The sequence below is a fragment of the Vibrio sp. 99-8-1 genome (assembly GCF_013114595.1).
Lineage (GTDB): Bacteria > Pseudomonadota > Gammaproteobacteria > Enterobacterales > Vibrionaceae > Vibrio.
In genome coordinates, this window is the sequence record NZ_VTXE01000009.1 from 123,059 (window position 1) to 143,321 (window position 20,263).

Here is a 20,263-nt window from a genome sequence, read left to right on the forward strand (position 1 = left end):
ACCTTAATATTTTTTCCGCCAACGATTTCGTCGACCAACTTGAACTTTATCCGCTTTGGGTTTAGGAATGAGTTGAGTTTCTGCTTGAAACATTCTCCCTTGCCCACCATCAACACCCAGCTCCATCAGTGTATGCCACTCTTTACCTGTTTCGACACCAACGGCGATGACTTTAGTTTCTGTCCCTTCACAAGCCCCGATCAAACTACGAATAAACAGTTGGTTCTCTTGACGCTGCTCTATTTTCTTTATCAAGCTTCGGTGAAGTTTTAGATAGTCGATACCGAGGTCTTTAATGTAATGGGTGCTGGTAATGGTTCGCCCAGCTTGATCCACTATCACATCACAGCCTAATCCAGAGATCATTCTGATCACTGGTCGCATAAAATCTAAATGTTTGACTATTGCGCCTTCTACAAACTCAAAGCTTAATTTATTTCGAGTATTCGACGGTAATTGTAGTAGTTCATCCCTTAACCAACGAAAGTGACTTCTCTCTTGAAAAGGTAGCACATGCAGATTAATAGAATAGCATGCTGCTAAATTTGACGCTTTTAGAAAACCAATAATTGTAGAAAAAACCACTTTATCCATTTTCGCTTCATAGCCTATTTGCTCTACTGCTGCCATATACCGCGAGGCTTTGAGGACACCGACTCCATCATCATTAATTCGTGAAAAAAGTTCGTTGTGCATCAATGTTGTATTGCCATTTGATTGACCAGATAAATAGCAAGACTGTTCGTATATCAATATATTATTGGTTTGGAATGACTTATCAAACAACGTACGCCATCTAACACTCCCTCTTGAGTTATGCGCATGCTCTTTTTTCTGAAATCGACTCCAATTATTATTGTTTTGTAACTGTGCACTTTTTAGCGCGGTATCCACTTCACTTAAAATGTGTCCTCGTCTCTCACCTTCTGAGTACATGGTTATACCAATGTGGCACCAGTTATCTTCTCGCATATCATCCAGTAATGTGAGTTTTTCCAATTGACGAAGACACTGAGTCGCGAGAATCGCAATATCTTTACTATTTTGATGAGGAATCAAGAGGGCAAAATCGGATGTGTAATATCGAGCCAGTACAACATCAGGAAAACGTTGCACTATATTTGATATAACGCTACCCACTTCAACAACGAAGTCATCACACTCTTCTTTTGCATAAGTCTCTGTTAGCGAGTCCCATTCGTTAATGCGCAGCAGTAACACGCCACCAGAAGAGCCACTTTCTTGCAGTGCGGATTCCAGTTTACTATCAAATAACACCCGATTAGCGGCACCAGTGAGCTGATCTAAAAATGTATGCGTTCGAATAAAGGTATCGAATCGACTACGTTCTTGGCGTGCATCCTGAAGCTCTTCAATCAACTGGTCTAACGCTTGACTCGCGGTATAAGGCCACTCTTTTTCATCCCCTTTGGCATACTGAGCAACCCTGCCTGCCAATATCATCCTGCCCCGCTCTTCTAGCAACTCAGAACCACGCAGCTGTACTTTTAACCAACGAACCCCCTGAATTAAACAAAAAACAATCAGAGCGATCGCCAATGTGATGGAAGAGAGAGCACCAAATGAGTAAGTTTGGTCTAAATAGGGTGGTAAGGCTTTAAGGTATAGGGTGTAGCCTTGATTTATGTTTAGTGAATAATCCCTTTCCACCAGTCGGCTTTCATCATAAATGGTCGAGGTATCAATAAACTGATAAATAGAGCCAGCAGAAGAGGCGATATCCATCTCAACTATATTACTGTTCTTTAACAACTTTGGTAACCAGCTCTGCATCGCTGCCACTTTGTCGCCACTAATCATCTCTTCATCAACAACAGAGACAATTCCATCCAAGTATCGGTTCATATATTCATGACCCACACTTCTATATGACAGCGTCCCACCAATAAACAGTATGCCAATAGCACTTACCACAATAATGGTGACAAAAGCGGTTAATCGCGTGCTTAACTTTAATGTAGGGGTATGTCGCATGAATAATAAAGTCCTTTTCTACCCAAGCGGATTATTGTTGGTTTTATTAATTATCTATTATGCCCAAGTAACGTCAAAATATTTGTTCAGCGAGAATGTCAGAGCTCTTGAGGTCACATTGATATAAGTATCATGCGATTGATGGTTTTTGTGAATGGAGAAATAGAGATATTTACTAACCGGAGTCCCAAATATGAAAAAAGCTACTAAAAAGTAGCTTTTTTCTGGCATTTTAAAACGGAATATCGTCGTCAAAGTCCATTGGTGGTTCATTATATTGCTGTTGCGGCTGCTGTTGTGGCGCTGGTTTTGGTGCAGCTTGGCTTTGCATTGGCTGTTGCTGAACAGGTTGTTGCTGAGCTGGTTGCTGAACCGGTTGTTGAGGTTGGCCCCAACCTCCTTGCTGCTGTTGCTGTTGAGGTTGACCTCCCATTGGAGCACCTTGACCTTGGCCCTGATTTTGACCACGACCACCTAACAGCTGCATTTGACCTGTTGGCCATTGAACAACCACTTCTGTTGTATAACGATCTTGTCCAGACTGATCTTGCCATTTGCGAGTTTGTAGTTGGCCTTCAACATAAACCTGCGAACCTTTACGAAGGTACTCACCAGCAATTTCTGCAGTTTTACCAAATAGCGCAACACGGTGCCATTCAGTTTTTTCTCGTTGCTCACCACTGGTTTTATCACGCCAAGACTCTGATGTAGCAATGGTTATATTCGCAATTGCATTACCATTTGCGGCATAACGAACCTCAGGATCAGCGCCAAGGTTTCCCATTATAATTACTTTGTTCACTCCACGGCTTGCCATGATCCGCTCCGTCTAAAATCTATCTAAAAAATTGGAAGGCAAGGATAGCATGATTACTATTCATCCCTCAAACCCCATACATCAATTCTCTTCTTACTGCATACAAAATCGTCAACCTTCTCTCTATATTCGCTCTTTCTCTCACTAAACTTTTCGAGCCAGTACACAATTTGTTGAAACTAAAAGAGAACAACTACGGCAACAAGCTGAAATAAAACGCATTCTTTATATTTTAGTATGAGAATTAATCACTAATTAACCAAAACGGAAGTAACGTATTTGCCATCATTACGATTAACTAAATAGTATCCTTAAATGATTAAAGTCGACTATTTGCTGCTAATTCGCCCTGTAAGTACTCATATGACAGTGCCTTTAAACCTCGCCAACCTCAATACACCCACACGACAAAAAATAGAGACCATCGAAGTCTCATGGCAAGAAATAACGGAATATATTACACATGAATATAACTACTTATTACTGATGGATTTCCACGCAAAAGATGAAGCAATATTATACGTAAACCAGCAGCTATATATTCATCATAACTGTTATCTGGTCATTTATAACTCTCCATTGAAGGTCTCCAGCATAGAACTGGCACCACTCGCTAACTTACGCGGTTTCTTCTATCTGACCACCAGCCCAAAGCAGATAACAAAAGGAATTGAAAAGCTTGTAGCTGGAAAGTACGCCTTACCCAAAGAAATTATTGAGTCGCTATTTGAGTGTTATCAATCAACCATCGTCCACTTTGGCAACCCATATGCTTTAAAGCTCACGCCAAAAGAAAAAAATGTACTGAACACACTTAAAAAGGGGATGTCTAATTTTCAGCTAGCTGACGCGTTAAACTTAAGCGAATACACGGTGAAATCTCACCTGTATAATATTTTCAAAAAGATAAAAGTGAAAAACCGCTATCAGGCCATTGTCTGGGCGCAGAAATATTTACCTTAACCTTCAGGTTGAAGTAGAGAGCTAAACAAAAAATTAACCAAACCATCTAACATTAAACAAACTATAGAATTCACAGAATTATTATCATCAACGGGGCAATAACTTTATTTAACCAGAGAATGTCGGTTTCTGCTGCTAATCAAACTAGAGCACAATGTCGATTTACTCCCCCACATCAATGATGATATTGTTCCGTCATATTCCTCGATATCTATTTAATAATAAGGGCTTTACCATGATTAAGAAGTGTCTTTTCCCCGCGGCAGGTTATGGAACTCGTTTTTTACCCGCGACTAAATCCATGCCTAAAGAGATGATGCCAGTGGTGAATAAACCTCTTATTGAATACGGTGTAGAAGAAGCGATTGAAGCAGGGATGAACGGTATATGCATAGTCACTGGACGTGGAAAAAACGCTCTTTTTGACCATTTTGATAAGAATTATGAGCTTGAACATCAAATTAGCGGGACAAATAAAGAAGAATTGCTTTTTGATATACGTCGAATAATGGATGCCGCTAACTTCACCTATATACGACAACGAGAGATGAAAGGGTTAGGCCACGCCATCTTAACTGGCAGAGAGTTGGTAGGAGAAGAACCATTCGCTGTTGTATTAGCAGATGACCTTTGCGTCAATGAAGAAGGCCAAGGTGTGCTTGCACAGATGAGTGCACTGTACAAACAGTTCCGCTGCTCTATTGTCGCCGTACAAGAAGTCCCGAAAGAAGACATTCACAAATATGGTGTTATTGCCGGAGAGATGATTAAAGATGACATCTTCCGCGTTGACGATATGGTCGAAAAACCAGAGCCAGGAACTGAACCAAGCAACTTAGCCATCATAGGCCGATATATACTGACACCTGATATTTTTGAGCTGATTGAAAATACGCAACCAGGTAAAGGTGGCGAAATTCAGATTACCGATGCTTTGTTAAAACAAGCTCAATCAGGCTGCGTACTGGCGTATAAATTTAAAGGGACACGTTTTGATTGTGGTAGCGTCGATGGTTACATCGAAGCCACCAACTTTTGTTACCAAAACCTATACAAAAAAGATCAGCAAAAGTTAGAGCTTGACCAGATGTCGACCGAAAAATCATAACCACTCTATCGGATTGATTTCACCATAAACGCAATTCCAATATTCACCTCACAAGTACACATTGTGAGGTGAATTTATTTATAGACTTAGCTAACTTCTACATACTGAGTATAAAACAGGCTTAATAACTGCTTCACTCCCCCCTTGTTGTTATGACTGTTTTTTTATACAGTATTTATTGCGGAATATTTTTTCTGTGCGATACTGGAAAAATTGAAAGAAAATTGAGCTGAGTTTATGGACCAAATAGAAGTACGGGGTGCTAGAACCCATAATTTAAAAAATATTAATTTAACCATCCCTAGAGATAAACTCACTGTCATTACAGGGTTATCAGGTTCAGGAAAGTCCTCTTTAGCCTTTGATACTTTATATGCAGAAGGACAGAGACGCTACGTTGAGTCATTGTCTGCCTATGCCCGCCAATTTTTATCATTGATGGAGAAACCCGATGTTGATCATATTGAAGGGCTCTCTCCAGCGATATCCATCGAACAGAAATCAACATCTCATAACCCTCGTTCAACCGTCGGGACAATTACCGAAGTTTATGACTACCTGCGTCTTCTATACGCCAGAGTAGGAGAACCAAGATGCCCCGACCATAAACAGCCATTAGCGGCCCAAACCATTAGTCAAATGGTGGATAAGGTATTAGAACTACCGGAAGGTTCTAAATTAATGTTACTGGCCCCTATTGTGAAAGAGCGCAAAGGGGAACATGTTAAAACCCTAGAAAACCTTTCAGCACAAGGGTTTATTCGAGCTAGAATTGATGGAGAAACATGTGATTTATCCGATCCTCCAACGTTAGAGCTGCATAAAAAACACACCATTGAAGTAGTCGTAGATCGTTTTAAAGTCCGCAAAGACTTACAGCAACGTCTCGCTGAGTCATTCGAAACAACGCTTGAACTGTCCGGCGGAATTGCAGCAATTACTTGGATGGATGATAAAAGCAAAGAAGATATTATCTTTTCCGCTAACTTTGCCTGTTCCCATTGTGGTTACAGCATGCAAGAGTTAGAACCTCGTCTATTTTCATTTAATAACCCAGCTGGTGCTTGCCCTACCTGCGATGGTCTAGGTGTACAACAATACTTTGATCCTGACAGAGTCATTCATGACGAAAATCTGTCAATTGCAGAAGGGGCAATAAAAGGCTGGGATCAAAAAAATTATTATTATTTTCAAATGCTCTCTTCTCTTGCTGAGCATTACAGTTTTGATCTTCATGCTCCTTTTAAATCACTACCAAGCAAGATTAAACAGGTGGTTTTAAAAGGCTCTGGTCGAACAGAAGTTGAATTTAAATACATTAATGACCGAGGTGATATCCGAGTAAAACGTCACCCATTTGAAGGCATTCTCAATACCTTAGAAAGACGTTACCGAGATACCGAATCCAACGCCGTTCGAGAAGACCTAACCAAATACATCTCTACAAAATCATGTGCTACATGTGATGGCACCCGTTTACGGGTTGAAGCGAGAAACGTCTTTGTCGCAGATACGCCACTCCCCTCTATTGTCGAGATGAGCATTAGCGAAGCGTTGGACTTTTTTCACTCCTTAGAATTAACAGGCCAGCGAGCACAGATAGCAGAAAAGGTGATGAAAGAGATCAATGATCGCTTACACTTTTTGGTTAATGTTGGCCTCAATTATCTCAATTTATCTCGTAGTGCCGAAACCCTGTCAGGGGGAGAAGCACAACGTATAAGACTTGCGAGCCAAATCGGAGCGGGGTTAGTGGGCGTTATGTATGTGTTGGACGAACCTTCCATTGGTTTACATCAACGAGATAACGAACGATTACTTAAAACACTTACTCATTTACGAGATCTCGGCAACACCGTTTTGGTGGTTGAACATGATGAAGATGCGATCAGATCCGCCGATCATGTTATTGATATTGGTCCCGGCGCTGGCATTCATGGAGGCAGTGTGGTTGCTGAAGGAACCATGCAGGATATTATCGATACTCCGGATTCGTTAACTGGGCAATATTTAAGTGGCCAAAAATCTATCGCGATTCCACAGCAAAGAACACCGCGGGACCCTAAAAAAACCGTCGAACTTGTTGGTGCGACAGGAAACAACCTGAAAGATGTTACTTTATCTTTACCTGTCGGTTTGTTCAGTTGTATCACGGGCGTTTCAGGCTCAGGAAAATCAACACTCATTAACGATACTTTTTACAAAATTGCACAAACCCATTTAAATGGTGCCACCACGGCCGAAGCATCTCCTTATAAGAAAATTGAAGGCTTAGCGCACTTTGATAAGGTTATCGATATTGATCAAAGCCCAATAGGTAGAACACCAAGATCTAACCCTGCCACTTATACCGGTATATTCACCCCAATTAGAGAACTGTTTTCCGGTACTCAAGAGTCTCGTTCTAGAGGCTATAAGCCCGGCCGGTTCAGCTTTAATGTTCGAGGCGGGCGTTGCGAAGCTTGTCAGGGGGATGGTGTAATAAAAGTTGAAATGCACTTTTTACCCGATGTTTATGTACCTTGTGATGTATGTAAAGGGAAGCGCTATAATAGAGAAACACTGGAAGTGCGCTATAAAGGAAAAAGCATTGATGAAGTGTTAGAACTAACCGTTGAAGATGCAAGAACCTTTTTTGATCCTGTGCCAGTTATAGCGAGAAAACTTCAGACATTGATGGACGTTGGTTTGTCGTATATCCGGTTAGGCCAAGCCGCCACCACTCTATCTGGCGGTGAAGCTCAACGGGTCAAATTAGCAAGAGAGCTTTCTAAACGAGATACAGGGCAAACTCTCTATATATTAGATGAACCGACCACTGGGTTACATTTCCATGATATCCAGCAACTGCTTAATGTATTGCATCGATTACGAGATCACGGCAATACTGTTGTAGTGATTGAACACAACCTTGATGTAATTAAAACAGCGGATTGGATCATCGATCTCGGCCCTGAAGGTGGTCAAGGTGGAGGGGAAATCATTGCCGAAGGCGTACCTGAAGAGGTAGTGAAAGTAAAAGGCTCTCACACTGCACGATTCTTAGCTCCTTTGTTAACTGGTTCTGACAGCGCATAGAAGTTATGTATCTCAAGATCAGTTGGGTATGATGAAATAGAAAAAAAAGGTAAGATAAGCAGTAACTTCAGAAGCGAGCGATAGCTCGCTTTTTAATAGGAAAGTAGCAATGGCAATCATTCACCTTAGCGGAACGCGCTTAGCGCCTCAAAAACCTAAGGCACCATTGAATCGTCGATTTATGTACGCTATAGGTTTTGTCTTCCTTATAGCGTCGCATTTTTATATTGCTAATCTCGGCGGTTTAGGGCTTGCTCTTCCTTTTAATAATGCCACATGGTTTGGCTTAAGCTGGGTGTTCGCCATTGGAATCTACCAAATGGCGCTATCAAAGCAGATTCGCTATTCCAAATTGACCATTGGCTTACTCATTAGCTGCCTTATCATTTCAATACCACTGTTTTTCTCTTCACCGCCAAACTTACCTTCTGTTCTACCACGAATAGCAGGGCTATGGTTGGGCTGGCTGTTATTCGTTATTTTGCAGCAATTTTCACTAAGTAATGCCCATAAACAAAGGTTGCTGTGGTTTATTATTTTGGCCGTCTGTATAGAAGCTTTACTCGCTTATGTGCAGTTTTTTGTGCTAAATCATCAAGCTATCATCACCCTTGATGATTCACTAAAACAACCATTTGGTATCTTCCAGAATATCAATGCGATGAGTAGCTTTCTGGCCACTGGCTTAGTTTTATCCGGATACTTGCTCGCCAGACAACAACGAAAGTATGGAGAAAAACTGTCACGAACAGCGCTTCTTTATATTATGCCGTTAATTACCGTCCCTTTAATTACACTGCTGGCATCTCGTATCGGCTGGATTATCTCACTGGTTAGTGTACTGCTTATCGTTCCCTACCTTTACCGATTTTCGACTAAAAAACGCTTTATTGGCTGGTCTTTTGCCCTCTTGGCGGGAATCTGTTTAGGGGGAATATTGGCCTTTTCTTCGGGCAATCTTAGTTCTCTCAGCGGTGAAAAACCGATTGAAAGTGCAAGGCTAACAGTACTGCCTCAAGCGATAGATATGTTTATCGAGAAGCCATTTACTGGTTATGGTTTAGGTCAATTCGAATCTGAATACCTTTTATATACCGCGAGGCAACATCAGCTCAACTCAAATTATCCAGTCGCAATAGAGGATGTAACTCATCCTTTTAATGAGGTACTTTTCTGGGGTATTGAAGGAGGATTAATTCCTGTCATAGGTATTATCCTTGCGGCACTTTTTGTTCTATTTAAAATCAGTTCAACACGCAAAGGGACACGGCTTGCTATTTTATCACTACTCATGCCTATCGCTTTGCATGCTCAGCTCGAAAACCCTTTTTATCAATCATCCATACACTGGATTACCTTCATTGTCCTGATTTTTTGGGTTGACCAAAGAACGGCAAAATATAAGCACTATGGTATTCGAACCACCAGCGTCCACTTTTTTAAAGTAACAAGTGTCATATTACCTATTCTGTTAATCAGTTATATGACTTTGTCTTTACACACTAACTATCAGCTAAAGCAGTTTGCTCAGTCCTACCCAAAAAGAATGGAACTACTTGATAACATTATTTATTCAGGAACATTTAAACAGGAAGTGAACTGGCAAATACACAGCAACCAGCTAAAAAATGGCTTGGTAAATAAACAGCTCGATAAAGTTGTTGGTTATATCGAATGGTCACTGGATAGTATTCAACAGACACCAAGCTCTAAACTCTATAAGAGCCTTATTCTGGCGTACCTAGGTGTAGGAGAAGTAAGTAAAGCGGAACAGATTCGAGACGAAGCGAGCTACCTTTACCCTCAGCAAGATTTCTCGGTCATCCATATTGATCCCGTATTCAATATTCAACCCGCAGATAAAAACAAAGATAACAGCGTAGATAAGAAAGCATAAAATACCACTGCCTTTGTGACTTATCCTCACTATAAATCTACAGGATAATCACCAGAATCTTAGTGGCGATTATCCTATCATGGGCGATGAATTACTCGTTTAGGGTCTCTTCTAATGCCTTAAGGCATAGTGCAACATTTTCACTTCGAGCCGCGTATCCCATTAAACCAATACGCCACGCTTTACCTGCTAAAGCGCCTAAACCGGCACCAATTTCTAAATTATATTGCTGAAGAAGATGAGAGCGAACCGCGGCATCATCGACACCTTCAGGGATATAAATAGCATTCAACTGCGGTAAACGATAAGGTTCATCAACAACAAATGAAACACCGAGCGCTTCTAAGCCATGCTTAAGCTTATTGTGCATAGTCTTATGGCGATTCCATGCATTCTCGAGCCCTTCATTCTTAAGTAGTAACAACGCTTCATGTAGAGCGTATAAGCTATTTACCGGAGCAGTATGATGATAACTACGTTTTCCATCACCACTCCAATATCCTAACACCAAGCTTTGATCCAAAAACCAGCTTTGAATGGGTTCTTTTCGTTGCTGAATCTTATCGATAGCGGCCTGAGAAAACGTAAGTGGCGAAAGTCCGGGAACACACGAAAGACATTTTTGACTGCCCGAGTAAACGGCATCCAGCTGCCATTCATCCACCAGCAGAGGAACACCCCCAAGTGAAGTTACCGCATCGACAATAGTCAGTACTTGTCTCTCTTTCGCTAAACGAGCCAATGACTGTGCATCACTTAATGCACCTGTCGACGTCTCGGCATGAACAAATGCTAGAGCCTTAACATCGGGATTAGCATCCAACGCAGCAGCTACTTTTTCAACACTGACAGGGCTGCCCCACTCATCATCGACAACAATCGCTTCCCCGCCGCAACGAACGACATTCTCACGCATTCGTTCGCCAAATACACCATTGCGACAGACAATGACCTTATCGCCCGGTTCAACTAGGTTAACAAAACACGCTTCCATACCAGCGCTACCCGGAGCTGAAACCGCGATAGTGAACTCATTTTCTGTTTGAAAAGCGTATTTCAAAAGCTGCTTTAACTCATCCATCATAGCGACGAAGAGCGGATCTAGATGCCCAATCGTTGGACGACTGAGAGCTTGCAACACCTGCGGGTATATATCTGATGGCCCTGGCCCCATTAATGTTCTTTGAGGAGGGATAAAGCTTTGTATGGTCATAATCAGTCCTTTCTAACAATTAGTCCTTTCTAAAAATAGCGGTCATTTATAATTATTAACTACCCGTTATATCCCCCTCAAATATTTCGAATAAATAGGAAGCTACGATAGGTAAACCTCACAACAATACTAACTAAACCGCCTATCGAGAGATATAGGTTCACTAGCCTAAAGGAAAATATCTCTTTCAACAATGCGACTCAAGTCTAGTGGTCTAACCAGAAATTTAATCCGTGAATATTCTTTGACTAAAAATTCATTTAGCCATTGACTTTTATGCTGCAAAAACGTTCAATGAAGAAGATTGAGTTAACCGACACTATGTTGTTAATTCCGTCAGCTTTGATAGCAGAAGAGGAGCATTGCCCAGGCAGGTGTTATTGTGGAGCCTCAACTCCAATACATAACATTTATGGGGAGCAATGCCGAGATGAGTATTTAGTGAGTGTAAATATTTGTCGGTTGTGTAGGCTGAATCCTGCCAACTGTCGCCAGAGTATCTGGTGAAGAGCTTCTGAGGTATATTGCTTTTATCACGCTTTCCCCTCTGCTCTTATATTCTCTTCTCGGTTACATCGCAATTATCGCTTAGTAATAATTACTGAATATTCAATTTTATGGATGAAATGATAGGGAGAAACGCCGTGAGCGCATTCAATGTAGCGAAGTTTGGTGGCACAAGTGTTGCCAACTTTGAAGCCATGAGCCGTTGTGCAGCCATTATAGAAAACAACCCCAACACGAGATTGGTGGTAAGTAGTGCCTGCTCAGGAGTAACAAATCTACTTGTTGAGCTTGCAAATGGTACCAGTTCAGAACGACGAAAAGCGCTGCTGAGTCAATTGGCAGAAATTCATGACAGCATAATTGATGAACTCGCGGATCCTTTGCAAACAGAAAGAGACGTGCACCTTCTACTGCAAGATATCGCAATGGTTGCTGAACAAGCGGCGATTCAACCCAGCGATCAATTAACGGATCATCTGGTCGCAAGTGGCGAACTGATGTCGACTCATATCTTAACTCAGATTATGAGAGAGCGAGGCATCGAAGCTGTCCGGTTTGATATACGCGATATTATGAAAACATCTGCTGTGTTTGGTAAAGCAGAACCCAATTTAGTCGAAATATCTAAGCTTGCTAAACAGAAACTGGTTCCTCTATGCAATGACCATGTTGTGATTACACAAGGGTTTATCGGCTCTGATGACGCGGGAAATACCACAACATTGGGCAGAGGCGGAAGCGATTATAGTGCGGCTTTAATCGCAGAATCGGTTGAAGCCAAAGGATTAGAAATATGGACGGATGTTCCTGGAATATACACAACCGATCCAAGAATCGCCCCAAAAGCCACTCCTATCGCAGAAATTAGCTTTAGTGAAGCGTCTGAGATGGCCAATTTCGGAGCTAAAATACTTCATCCATCTACGTTACTTCCTGCTTTGCGCCATCAAATTCCAGTGTTTGTCGGCTCTTCTAAAGCTCCAGAAAAAGGAGGCACATGGATCAAGGAACAAGTCAGCAGTGCTCCACTCTTTCGAGCTGTCGCCCTTCGCTGCAATCAAACTATGGTGACATTGCATAGTCCAAATATGTTTCATGCCTACGGCTTCCTGGCTGAAGTATTTAAGATTCTGGCTAAGTATAAAATCTCCGTTGACCTGATAACAACATCAGAAGTGAGTGTCTCGTTAACATTAGATCAAACAAATACTTCCGGCGGCTCTCCCGAGCTTCCTCATCAAGCGCAACAAGAGCTAGAACAGCTTTGCAGTGTAGAAGTAGAACAGGATCTCTGTCTGGTTGCTCTGATAGGTAACAATATGAGTGAGTGTAAAGGGTACGCTAAAAAAGTATTTGGTACTCTTGAAGATATTAACTTACGTATGATCTGCTATGGTGCGAGTCAACACAATCTATGCTTCTTAGTTCGTTCAGCTGATTCAAGACGTTCCATTCAGTTACTACATAAAGAGTTATTTGAACTTAGAGAATAGTGACGGTATTAATTTGGAGCTATATGACCAGTCATACAGCCCAACTCAAAGAATAAAAAAATGGGCAAAATGCCCATTTTTTTGTTTGAAACCACATCAATTAATGTTCGGCGCTAACCACCTTTCAGCTTGCTGTAAGTCCCAACCTTTTCTTGCCGCATAATCTTCTACTTGATCTGACTGAATTTTAGCAACAGCGAAATATCGAGATTCTGGATGAGAGAAATACCAACCAGAAACTGACGCTCCCGGTAGCATCGCGTAGCTGGATGTAAGCTCCATACCAATATTCTCTTCAACTTCCATTAGGTCCCAAATTTGTTGCTTTTCACTATGTTCCGGACAAGCTGGGTATCCTGGCGCTGGGCGTATACCTTGATATTTTTCTCGAACGAGATCATCGGCCGTCAGAGATTCATTCTCGGCGTACCCCCAAATCTCTTTGCGTATTTTTTCATGCAGATATTCAGCAAGTGCTTCTGCAAGTCTATCCGCTACAGCTTGAACCATAATGGCATTGTAGTCATCACCTTGTGCTTTATAGCTGTCGGCAAGCTCCCTTTCGCCTATTCCACCAGTCACGGCAAATGTTCCAATCCAATCAAGCTTTTCAGATTCTTTTGGAGCAATATAGTCTGACAAACAATAATTAAACCCTTTCGGCTTTTCTGTTTGCTGTCGTAGATGATGTAATCTCGTTTTCACCTCAGTTCGTGTTTCATCGGTATACACTTCAATATCATCTCCTACTGCCGCCGCAGGAAATAAGCCACAAATGCCTTTAGCATTAAGTAGCCCCTCAGTTTCCACTCTATCTAACCAAGCGTTAGCATCGTCAAATAGTCGCTTAGCTTCTTCTCCAACTTCATCATGATCAAAAATTGCTGGGTACTTACCCATCAGTGACCAAGTCATGAAGAAAGGTGTCCAATCAATATAGCCACGCAACGTTTTTATGTCACAAGATTCAAACACATGCACACCGGCTTTTTTAGGCACAGGAGGCGTATAGGATGGCCAATCAATATCCACTCGATTCAGGCGAGCTTTCTCTAAACTAATAGGCTTTGTTCTTGGTGTTTTGCGATTGTGCTGCTCTCGTACTCGTTGATAATCTTTATCCAGTTTTTCTACAAAACTAGGCTTTAACTCATCAGATAATAGTGAAGTACATACTCCAACGGCGCGTGATGCATTATTTACATAAACAACAGGCTGAGAATAATTTTGTTCTATTTTTACTGCGGTATGAGCTTTTGATGTCGTCGCCCCACCGATCATCAATGGCAAATCAAACCCTTGACGCTCCATCTCTTTAGCGACGTGTACCATCTCATCTAATGAAGGCGTGATTAACCCTGATAAGCCAATAATGTCGACATTCTCTTCTTTGGCAACTTTTAAAATTTTCTCACAAGAAACCATGACGCCAAGGTCAATAATCTCGTAATTATTACATTGAAGAACCACTCCTACGATATTTTTACCAATATCATGCACATCACCTTTAACGGTCGCCAGCAAGATTTTTCCATTTGTACTGCCCGCTTGTTTAGCTGCGTTAATATAAGGTTCTAAATGCGCAACAGCCTGTTTCATCACTCGTGCAGATTTCACTACTTGAGGAAGAAACATTTTTCCTTCACCGAATAGATCTCCGACGACATTCATCCCTTCCATTAAGGGTCCTTCAATAACCTCTAATGGTTTGTCTGCCTGTAACCTAGCCTCTTCTGTATCCGAAACTATAAATTCCGTAATGCCTTTAACTAATGCGTGCTCCAAGCGTTTTTCTACTGACCAACTTCTCCACTCTTGTGCAGAAGAATCTTCTTCTTTACCAACGCCATTATCACGATACTCATTAGCAATATCGAGTAACCGTTCAGTGGCATCATCTCTGCGATTAAGTACTACGTCTTCTACCGCATGGCGCAACTTATCTGGAACATTATCGTAGATCTCTAACTGACCAGCGTTAACGATCCCCATATCCATGCCATTTTTAAAGCAGTGATACAAAAACACCGCATGAATGGCTTCGCGAACATAATTGTTACCTCGGAATGAGAATGAAACATTCGACACCCCACCCGATATCATTGCATAAGGTAAGTCCCGCTTAATGTCCGCTACAGCATTGATAAAATCGACAGCGTAGTTATTGTGCTCATCTATCCCAGTCGCAATAGCAAATATATTTGGATCAAAAATGATATCTTCTGCTGGAAAGCCAACTTCATCCACTAAAACTCGATAAGCATTCGTACAGATCTCTATTTTTCTTTCTCTGGTGTCAGCCTGACCATCTTCATCAAACGCCATCACAATAACGGCCGCGCCATAACGTCTAATGAGTTTGGCTTGCTCGATAAATTTTTCTTTGCCTTCTTTTAAAGAGATAGAGTTCACTATCCCTTTACCCTGAATGCATTTTAAACCGGCTTCGATTACTTCCCATTTTGATGAATCAACCATAATGGGAACTTTAGAAATTTCGGGTTCAGAGGCACATAGATTCAAAAAGCGAACCATACAAGCTTGCGCATCTAACATGCCCTCATCCATATTTATATCGATGATTTGAGCGCCATTTTCCACCTGCTGACGAGCCACCTCTAATGCTTCGTCATACAGCTCTTCTTTAATTAATCGCTTAAAACGTGCAGAGCCCGTTACATTTGTTCGCTCACCCACATTAACAAATAACGTATCTTCTTTAATGGTAAGAGGCTCTAGCCCAGATAGACGACAAGCTTTGGCGATATCAGGAAGCTTTCTAGGTGCAACGTTATTAACCGCGTTCGCCATCTGACGAATATGCTCTGGTGTCGTACCACAACAGCCACCAATTAGGTTTAGATATCCACTTTCAGCCCACTCAGCAACATGCTGTGCCATATCTTCGGCAGAAAGATCATACTCACCAAATGCATTAGGTAAGCCTGCGTTTGGGTGAACAGAAACAAATGTTTCTGAAATTCTCGACATTTCAACGACATATTGACGAAGTTCATCTGGGCCCAATGCGCAGTTCAAACCAAAGGAGATAGGGTTAACATGTCGTAAAGCATTGTAAAATGCTTCTGTTGTCTGGCCAGATAACGTTCGACCTGACGCATCAGTAATCGTACCTGAAATCATCACTGGCAATTCGATGGCAAGCTCTTCAAACACTGAGTCCACAGCAAATGCACACGCTTTAGCATTTAAAGTATCGAAGATTGTTTCTATCAAGATCAGATCCGACCCACCTTTGATCAACGCTTTGGTTGATTCAGAATAGGCTTCAACCAACTCGTCAAAACTAACGTTTCGAAAGCCGGGATCATTAACATCAGGTGAGATAGAACAAGTGCGGTTTGTCGGTCCAAGTACCCCAGCAACAAATCGAGGTTTATCTGGGGTTTTTAATGTCCATTCGTCAGCCGCTTCTCGTGCTAATCGCGCAGCTTGATAATTAATCTCTTCACTCAAGCTCTCCATACCATAGTCAGCCATGGCGATAGAAGTAGCGTTAAAACTGTTTGTTTCTAGAATATCGGCGCCCGCATCCAAATATTCGCAATGGATGGTTTTAATAATTTCAGGCTGAGTTAATACTAAGAGGTCGTTGTTTCCTTTAAGATCGCTAGGCCAGTCAGAAAAGCGTTCACCACGATAATCATTCTCTTCTAATTTATAGCTTTGAATCATGGTGCCCATACCACCATCAATCAATAAAATTCGTTCTTTCAATATCGCTTCAATACGATCTCTTACCTTGCTTCCAGTCACAGTACAGCCTCAATCCATTACTTACTACGATACATCCTACCACAGTTTAAATAGAAATCTAGACGTCTAAACCAATTGATTTCCTGTTAACTGAAAATCCAAGTGTTAACAATTATTTTTCATTTAGATTTGAATAATTTGCATCAGAAGCGCAAAATCCGTTCACTACTCACCAATCAATAAAATGAATCATGCCTGTCTACAATACTCTCTGTTTTCTCGCGGCTGCAGCCATGGCTATCGCTTTTGTGAATAGCAAAATAGGCAAAATGCAAACAACCATTGCGATCACTGCTGGCTCAATAATGCTTTCACTCACCATAATCGTCGCAGGCCAAAACCATTGGTTTCATTTGACTGAGATCGCCAGTGATACCATGAGTGATATAAATTTCGAAGATTTTCTTCTAAAAGGTGTTTTAGGTTTCTTATTATTTGCCGGAGGACTAGGCATAAAACTTCCTCATCTTAAGGACCAGAAGTGGGAAATAACGGTGCTGGCGTTGTTTGCCACTCTCTTCTCTACTTTCTTTATTGGCTTTGTTCTGTACGGCATCACTATCATCATCAATATGCCGCTAGATCTCATATACTGCTTACTTTTTGGAGCCCTTATTTCACCAACAGATCCTATTGCGGTTCTAGCCATTGTTAAAAAACTTAATGCTCCTAAACGTATATCCACGCAAATCGAAGGAGAGTCCCTTTTCAACGATGGATTTGGCCTTGTTATTTTCGTGACCCTATTCACCATCGCATTTGGAAATGAAACTCCAACAATAAGCTCAATTACTATGTTGTTTGTGCATGAGGCTATAGGAGGACTAGTCTACGGTCTTGTGCTGGGATTAATTTTTCACTACTTAATCAGCGCGACCAATGACCATTCGATGGAGCTACTATTAACGATTGGTATACCAACAGCAGGATACGTTTTCGCAGATGTTATACACGTTTCAGGACCGTTAGCAATGGTAGTATCAGGGATACTAATTGGTAACTGGACACGATTTGTCGGCTTCTCTAAAGAGAGCGCCGATCACCTTGATCATTTTTGGGAACTTGTTGACGAGTTTTTGAATGGGATACTATTTTTGCTTGTCGGATTATCGATGCTGCTGTTCAAATTCCATCAGGAAGACTGGCTTGTGATGATAATTGCAATACCTCTCGTACTTGTTAGCCGATTCTTGAGTATCTGGCTCTGTTACCAAGGCTTTAATCGATTTAGACATTATAACCCGTGGTCGATAAGAATACTGACTTGGGGAGGGTTACGAGGCGGCTTGGCAATAGCGATGGCATTGGCAATCCCTTCAGGAGTAATGGTGGTTCCAGAAAAAGGAATCGATGTAAAAGAAATACTATTGGTTATGACTTACTCCGTTGTTATATTTTCTATTCTGATACAAGGGTCAACCATCACCCCTTTAATCAATAAAGCAAAGAAAGTAGAACAAATAAATTCTCAGCAAGAGTGACAAATTTAACCTTACAGTGGTCTGGTTATCTCTAAAACCAGTCAAACACAATTAAGTAAGACAGACATGGGTAACGATACCCATGTCTGGTAGATAAAAGTCACAATCTATCACTGCAATCAACATGATTTAGTGTAGAAATTTATTCTTATTAACCCTAATCATCCTTGGTAAAGTTGGCTTCAGAAAACTGCTCAAGATCATAAGGTGTTTGTTGGTATACACAATAGTTTAACCAGTTCGAAAACAGTAGATGACCATGACTTCGCCAACTGGCAATTGGAGTATTATCCGTGTTGTCATTGGGGTAATAGTTCACAGGAATCGCTGGGTCCATTCCCTCCGCGAGATCCCTGACATATTCTGAATGCAGTGTTAAACATTCATATTCGGGATGCCCAGTTACAAAAACATTTCTTTTATCTTTGGTCGATGCTAAATAAACCCCTGCAACATCAGATGTCGCCAAGATATCAAGATCAGTATGCTGTTCCAAGTAGTCATAGCTAAAGTCTGCATACCTAGAATGAGGCGCCAAAAAGTTATCATCAAATCCTCTTAAGATGGGATGATGCTCATCATGTATTCGATGGTTATATACACCAGACAATTTCTCTTTTCGCGTCTTCTTAGGCAAATCATAAAGTAGCTTTAATCCTGCCTGTGCCGCCCAACAGACAAACAGTGTAGAGGTAACATGGTTTTTTGCCCATGTCATAATACTCTCTAAGTGTTCCCAATAAATGACATCTTCGAACTGAACCAGCCCTAGCGGAGCACCCGTTATGATTAACCCATCAAAATTTCGATTTTTCACGGTTTCAAATTGACGATAAAAGGTATCTAAATGTTCTGTAGGCGTATTCTTACTAGGGCGGTTATCGATACGAAGCAGTTCAACATCTATTTGCAATGGACTATTCGATAGTAATCTCAAGAACTGTGTTTCAGTCTCAATCTTTTTCGGCATTAAGTTGAGAATCAGCACTTTTAATGGGCGGATTTCTTGAGTGGATGCGCGAGACATTGGCATCACAAAAATATTTTCGTTCTTCAATACATCAGAAGCGGGTAACCGATCAGGTATCCGAATAGGCATTGCTCTCTCCATAAGCTATCTAGACGTCTATATATCCAGACTAGCCCATAGAAAATTAAAAGTCGAGGCTTTGTGAATTTTAAACACAAAAAAGCCTTAACATCTCTGCTAAGGCTTACTGTTCTTATTCCTGAGAATAAGTGGCGGAGTGGACGGGAATCCCTACTCCTTGAAAACAAGCTCGCCCCCCGGCGTGACAGGCCGCTTTCTCTAACAAAGAGGCTAGAATCTCCATGGACGGAGTGAATGCCAATCAATGTCGGGAACATTGATGGCACAACTGAACTACCGCGCTTAAACGAAAAAAGCCTTAACATCTCTGCTAAGGCTTACTGTTCTTATTCCTGAGAATAAGTGGCGGAGTGGACGGGACTCCCTACTCTTTGAAAACAAGCGCGACCCCCGGCGTGACAGGCCGCTTTCTCTAACAAAGAGGCTAACCAACTGAACTACCGCTCCGCTGCCCGCTTTGCTAGAGCTAACCATCGGTATTTTTTTATAACCGCTTAAACACAAAAAAGCCTTAACATCTCTGCTAAGGCTTACTGTTCTTATTCCTGAGAATAAATGGCGGAGTGGGCGGGACTCGCTACTCTTTGAAAACAAGCGCGACCCCCGGCGTGACAGGCCGCTTTCTCTAACAAAGAGGCTAACCAACTGAACTACCGCGCTTAAACGAAAAAAACCTCAGCATTTCTGCTAAGGCTTACTTTCTTATTCCTAAGAATAAATGGCGGAGTGGACGGGACTCGAACCCGCGACCCCCGGCGTGACAGGCCGGTATTCTAACCAACTGAACTACCACTCCACATGGTATCTTTTACTAAATAAAGAC

At 41.6% G+C, this 20,263-nt stretch carries 11 protein-coding genes, 1 tRNA gene and 1 riboswitch; of the genes, 6 read left to right on the top strand and 6 right to left on the bottom strand.

The window, feature by feature from the left end:
• Positions 1-3: 3 nt before the first annotated feature.
• Positions 4-1,995 (bottom strand): RNase E specificity factor CsrD, encoded by a 1,992-nt coding sequence (gene csrD / locus F0227_RS06815; protein WP_171752443.1) that lies wholly within the window; start codon positions 1,993-1,995, stop codon positions 4-6.
• Positions 1,996-2,227: 232 nt separating this feature from the next.
• Entirely contained in the window at positions 2,228-2,812 is a 585-nt protein-coding gene (locus tag F0227_RS06820; protein WP_171752444.1) for a single-stranded DNA-binding protein, read from the bottom strand.
• A 315-nt stretch (positions 2,813-3,127) separates the two neighbouring features.
• Here F0227_RS06820 and F0227_RS06825 point away from each other — a divergent pair, with 315 nt between their 5' ends.
• The 4 genes from F0227_RS06825 to F0227_RS06840 all read left to right on the top strand — a co-directional run bounded on the left by F0227_RS06825 (position 3,128) and on the right by F0227_RS06840 (position 9,858).
• Entirely contained in the window at positions 3,128-3,775 is a 648-nt protein-coding gene (locus tag F0227_RS06825; protein ID WP_171752445.1) for a LuxR C-terminal-related transcriptional regulator, read from the top strand.
• Between the two features lie 235 nt (positions 3,776-4,010).
• Complete coding sequence (gene galU / locus F0227_RS06830) at positions 4,011-4,883, top strand: UTP--glucose-1-phosphate uridylyltransferase GalU (RefSeq protein WP_171752446.1); 873 nt, start codon at positions 4,011-4,013, stop codon at positions 4,881-4,883.
• Between the two features lie 237 nt (positions 4,884-5,120).
• On the top strand, positions 5,121-7,961 hold the full coding sequence (uvrA, locus tag F0227_RS06835) for an excinuclease ABC subunit UvrA (protein ID WP_171752447.1): 2,841 nt from the start codon (positions 5,121-5,123) through the stop codon (positions 7,959-7,961).
• A gap of 109 nt (positions 7,962-8,070) precedes the next feature.
• Positions 8,071-9,858, top strand: a complete 1,788-nt coding sequence (locus F0227_RS06840; RefSeq protein WP_171752448.1) for a PglL family O-oligosaccharyltransferase — start codon at positions 8,071-8,073, stop codon at positions 9,856-9,858.
• A gap of 91 nt (positions 9,859-9,949) precedes the next feature.
• On the opposite strand, the gene F0227_RS06845 is transcribed toward F0227_RS06840, so the two are convergent.
• Positions 9,950-11,071, bottom strand: a complete 1,122-nt coding sequence (locus F0227_RS06845) for an alanine--glyoxylate aminotransferase family protein (protein ID WP_171752449.1) — start codon at positions 11,069-11,071, stop codon at positions 9,950-9,952.
• 344 nt (positions 11,072-11,415) lie between these two features.
• Positions 11,416-11,593: riboswitch (Lysine riboswitch) on the top strand.
• A gap of 104 nt (positions 11,594-11,697) precedes the next feature.
• Here F0227_RS06845 and lysC point away from each other — a divergent pair.
• On the top strand, positions 11,698-13,071 hold the full coding sequence (gene lysC / locus F0227_RS06850; protein WP_171752450.1) for a lysine-sensitive aspartokinase 3: 1,374 nt from the start codon (positions 11,698-11,700) through the stop codon (positions 13,069-13,071).
• 96 nt (positions 13,072-13,167) lie between these two features.
• Here the strand turns inward: lysC and metH are convergent, their stop codons facing one another.
• Positions 13,168-16,848: a methionine synthase gene (metH, locus tag F0227_RS06855; protein WP_171752451.1), complete on the bottom strand. Its 3,681-nt coding sequence runs from the start codon at positions 16,846-16,848 to the stop codon at positions 13,168-13,170.
• Positions 16,849-17,039: 191 nt separating this feature from the next.
• Between metH and F0227_RS06860 the strand changes: the two genes are divergently transcribed.
• The gene (locus F0227_RS06860) at positions 17,040-18,329 is read left to right on the top strand and encodes a sodium:proton antiporter (protein WP_171752452.1); all 1,290 of its coding nucleotides are present in this window, start codon (positions 17,040-17,042) and stop codon (positions 18,327-18,329) included.
• A 157-nt stretch (positions 18,330-18,486) separates the two neighbouring features.
• On the opposite strand, the gene metA is transcribed toward F0227_RS06860, so the two are convergent.
• A complete protein-coding gene (gene metA / locus F0227_RS06865; protein WP_171752453.1) occupies positions 18,487-19,428 on the bottom strand; it encodes a homoserine O-succinyltransferase in 942 nt (313 codons plus the stop codon).
• Between the two features lie 731 nt (positions 19,429-20,159).
• A tRNA-Asp gene (locus tag F0227_RS06870) sits at positions 20,160-20,236 on the bottom strand.
• Between the last annotated feature and the right edge of the window lie 27 nt (positions 20,237-20,263).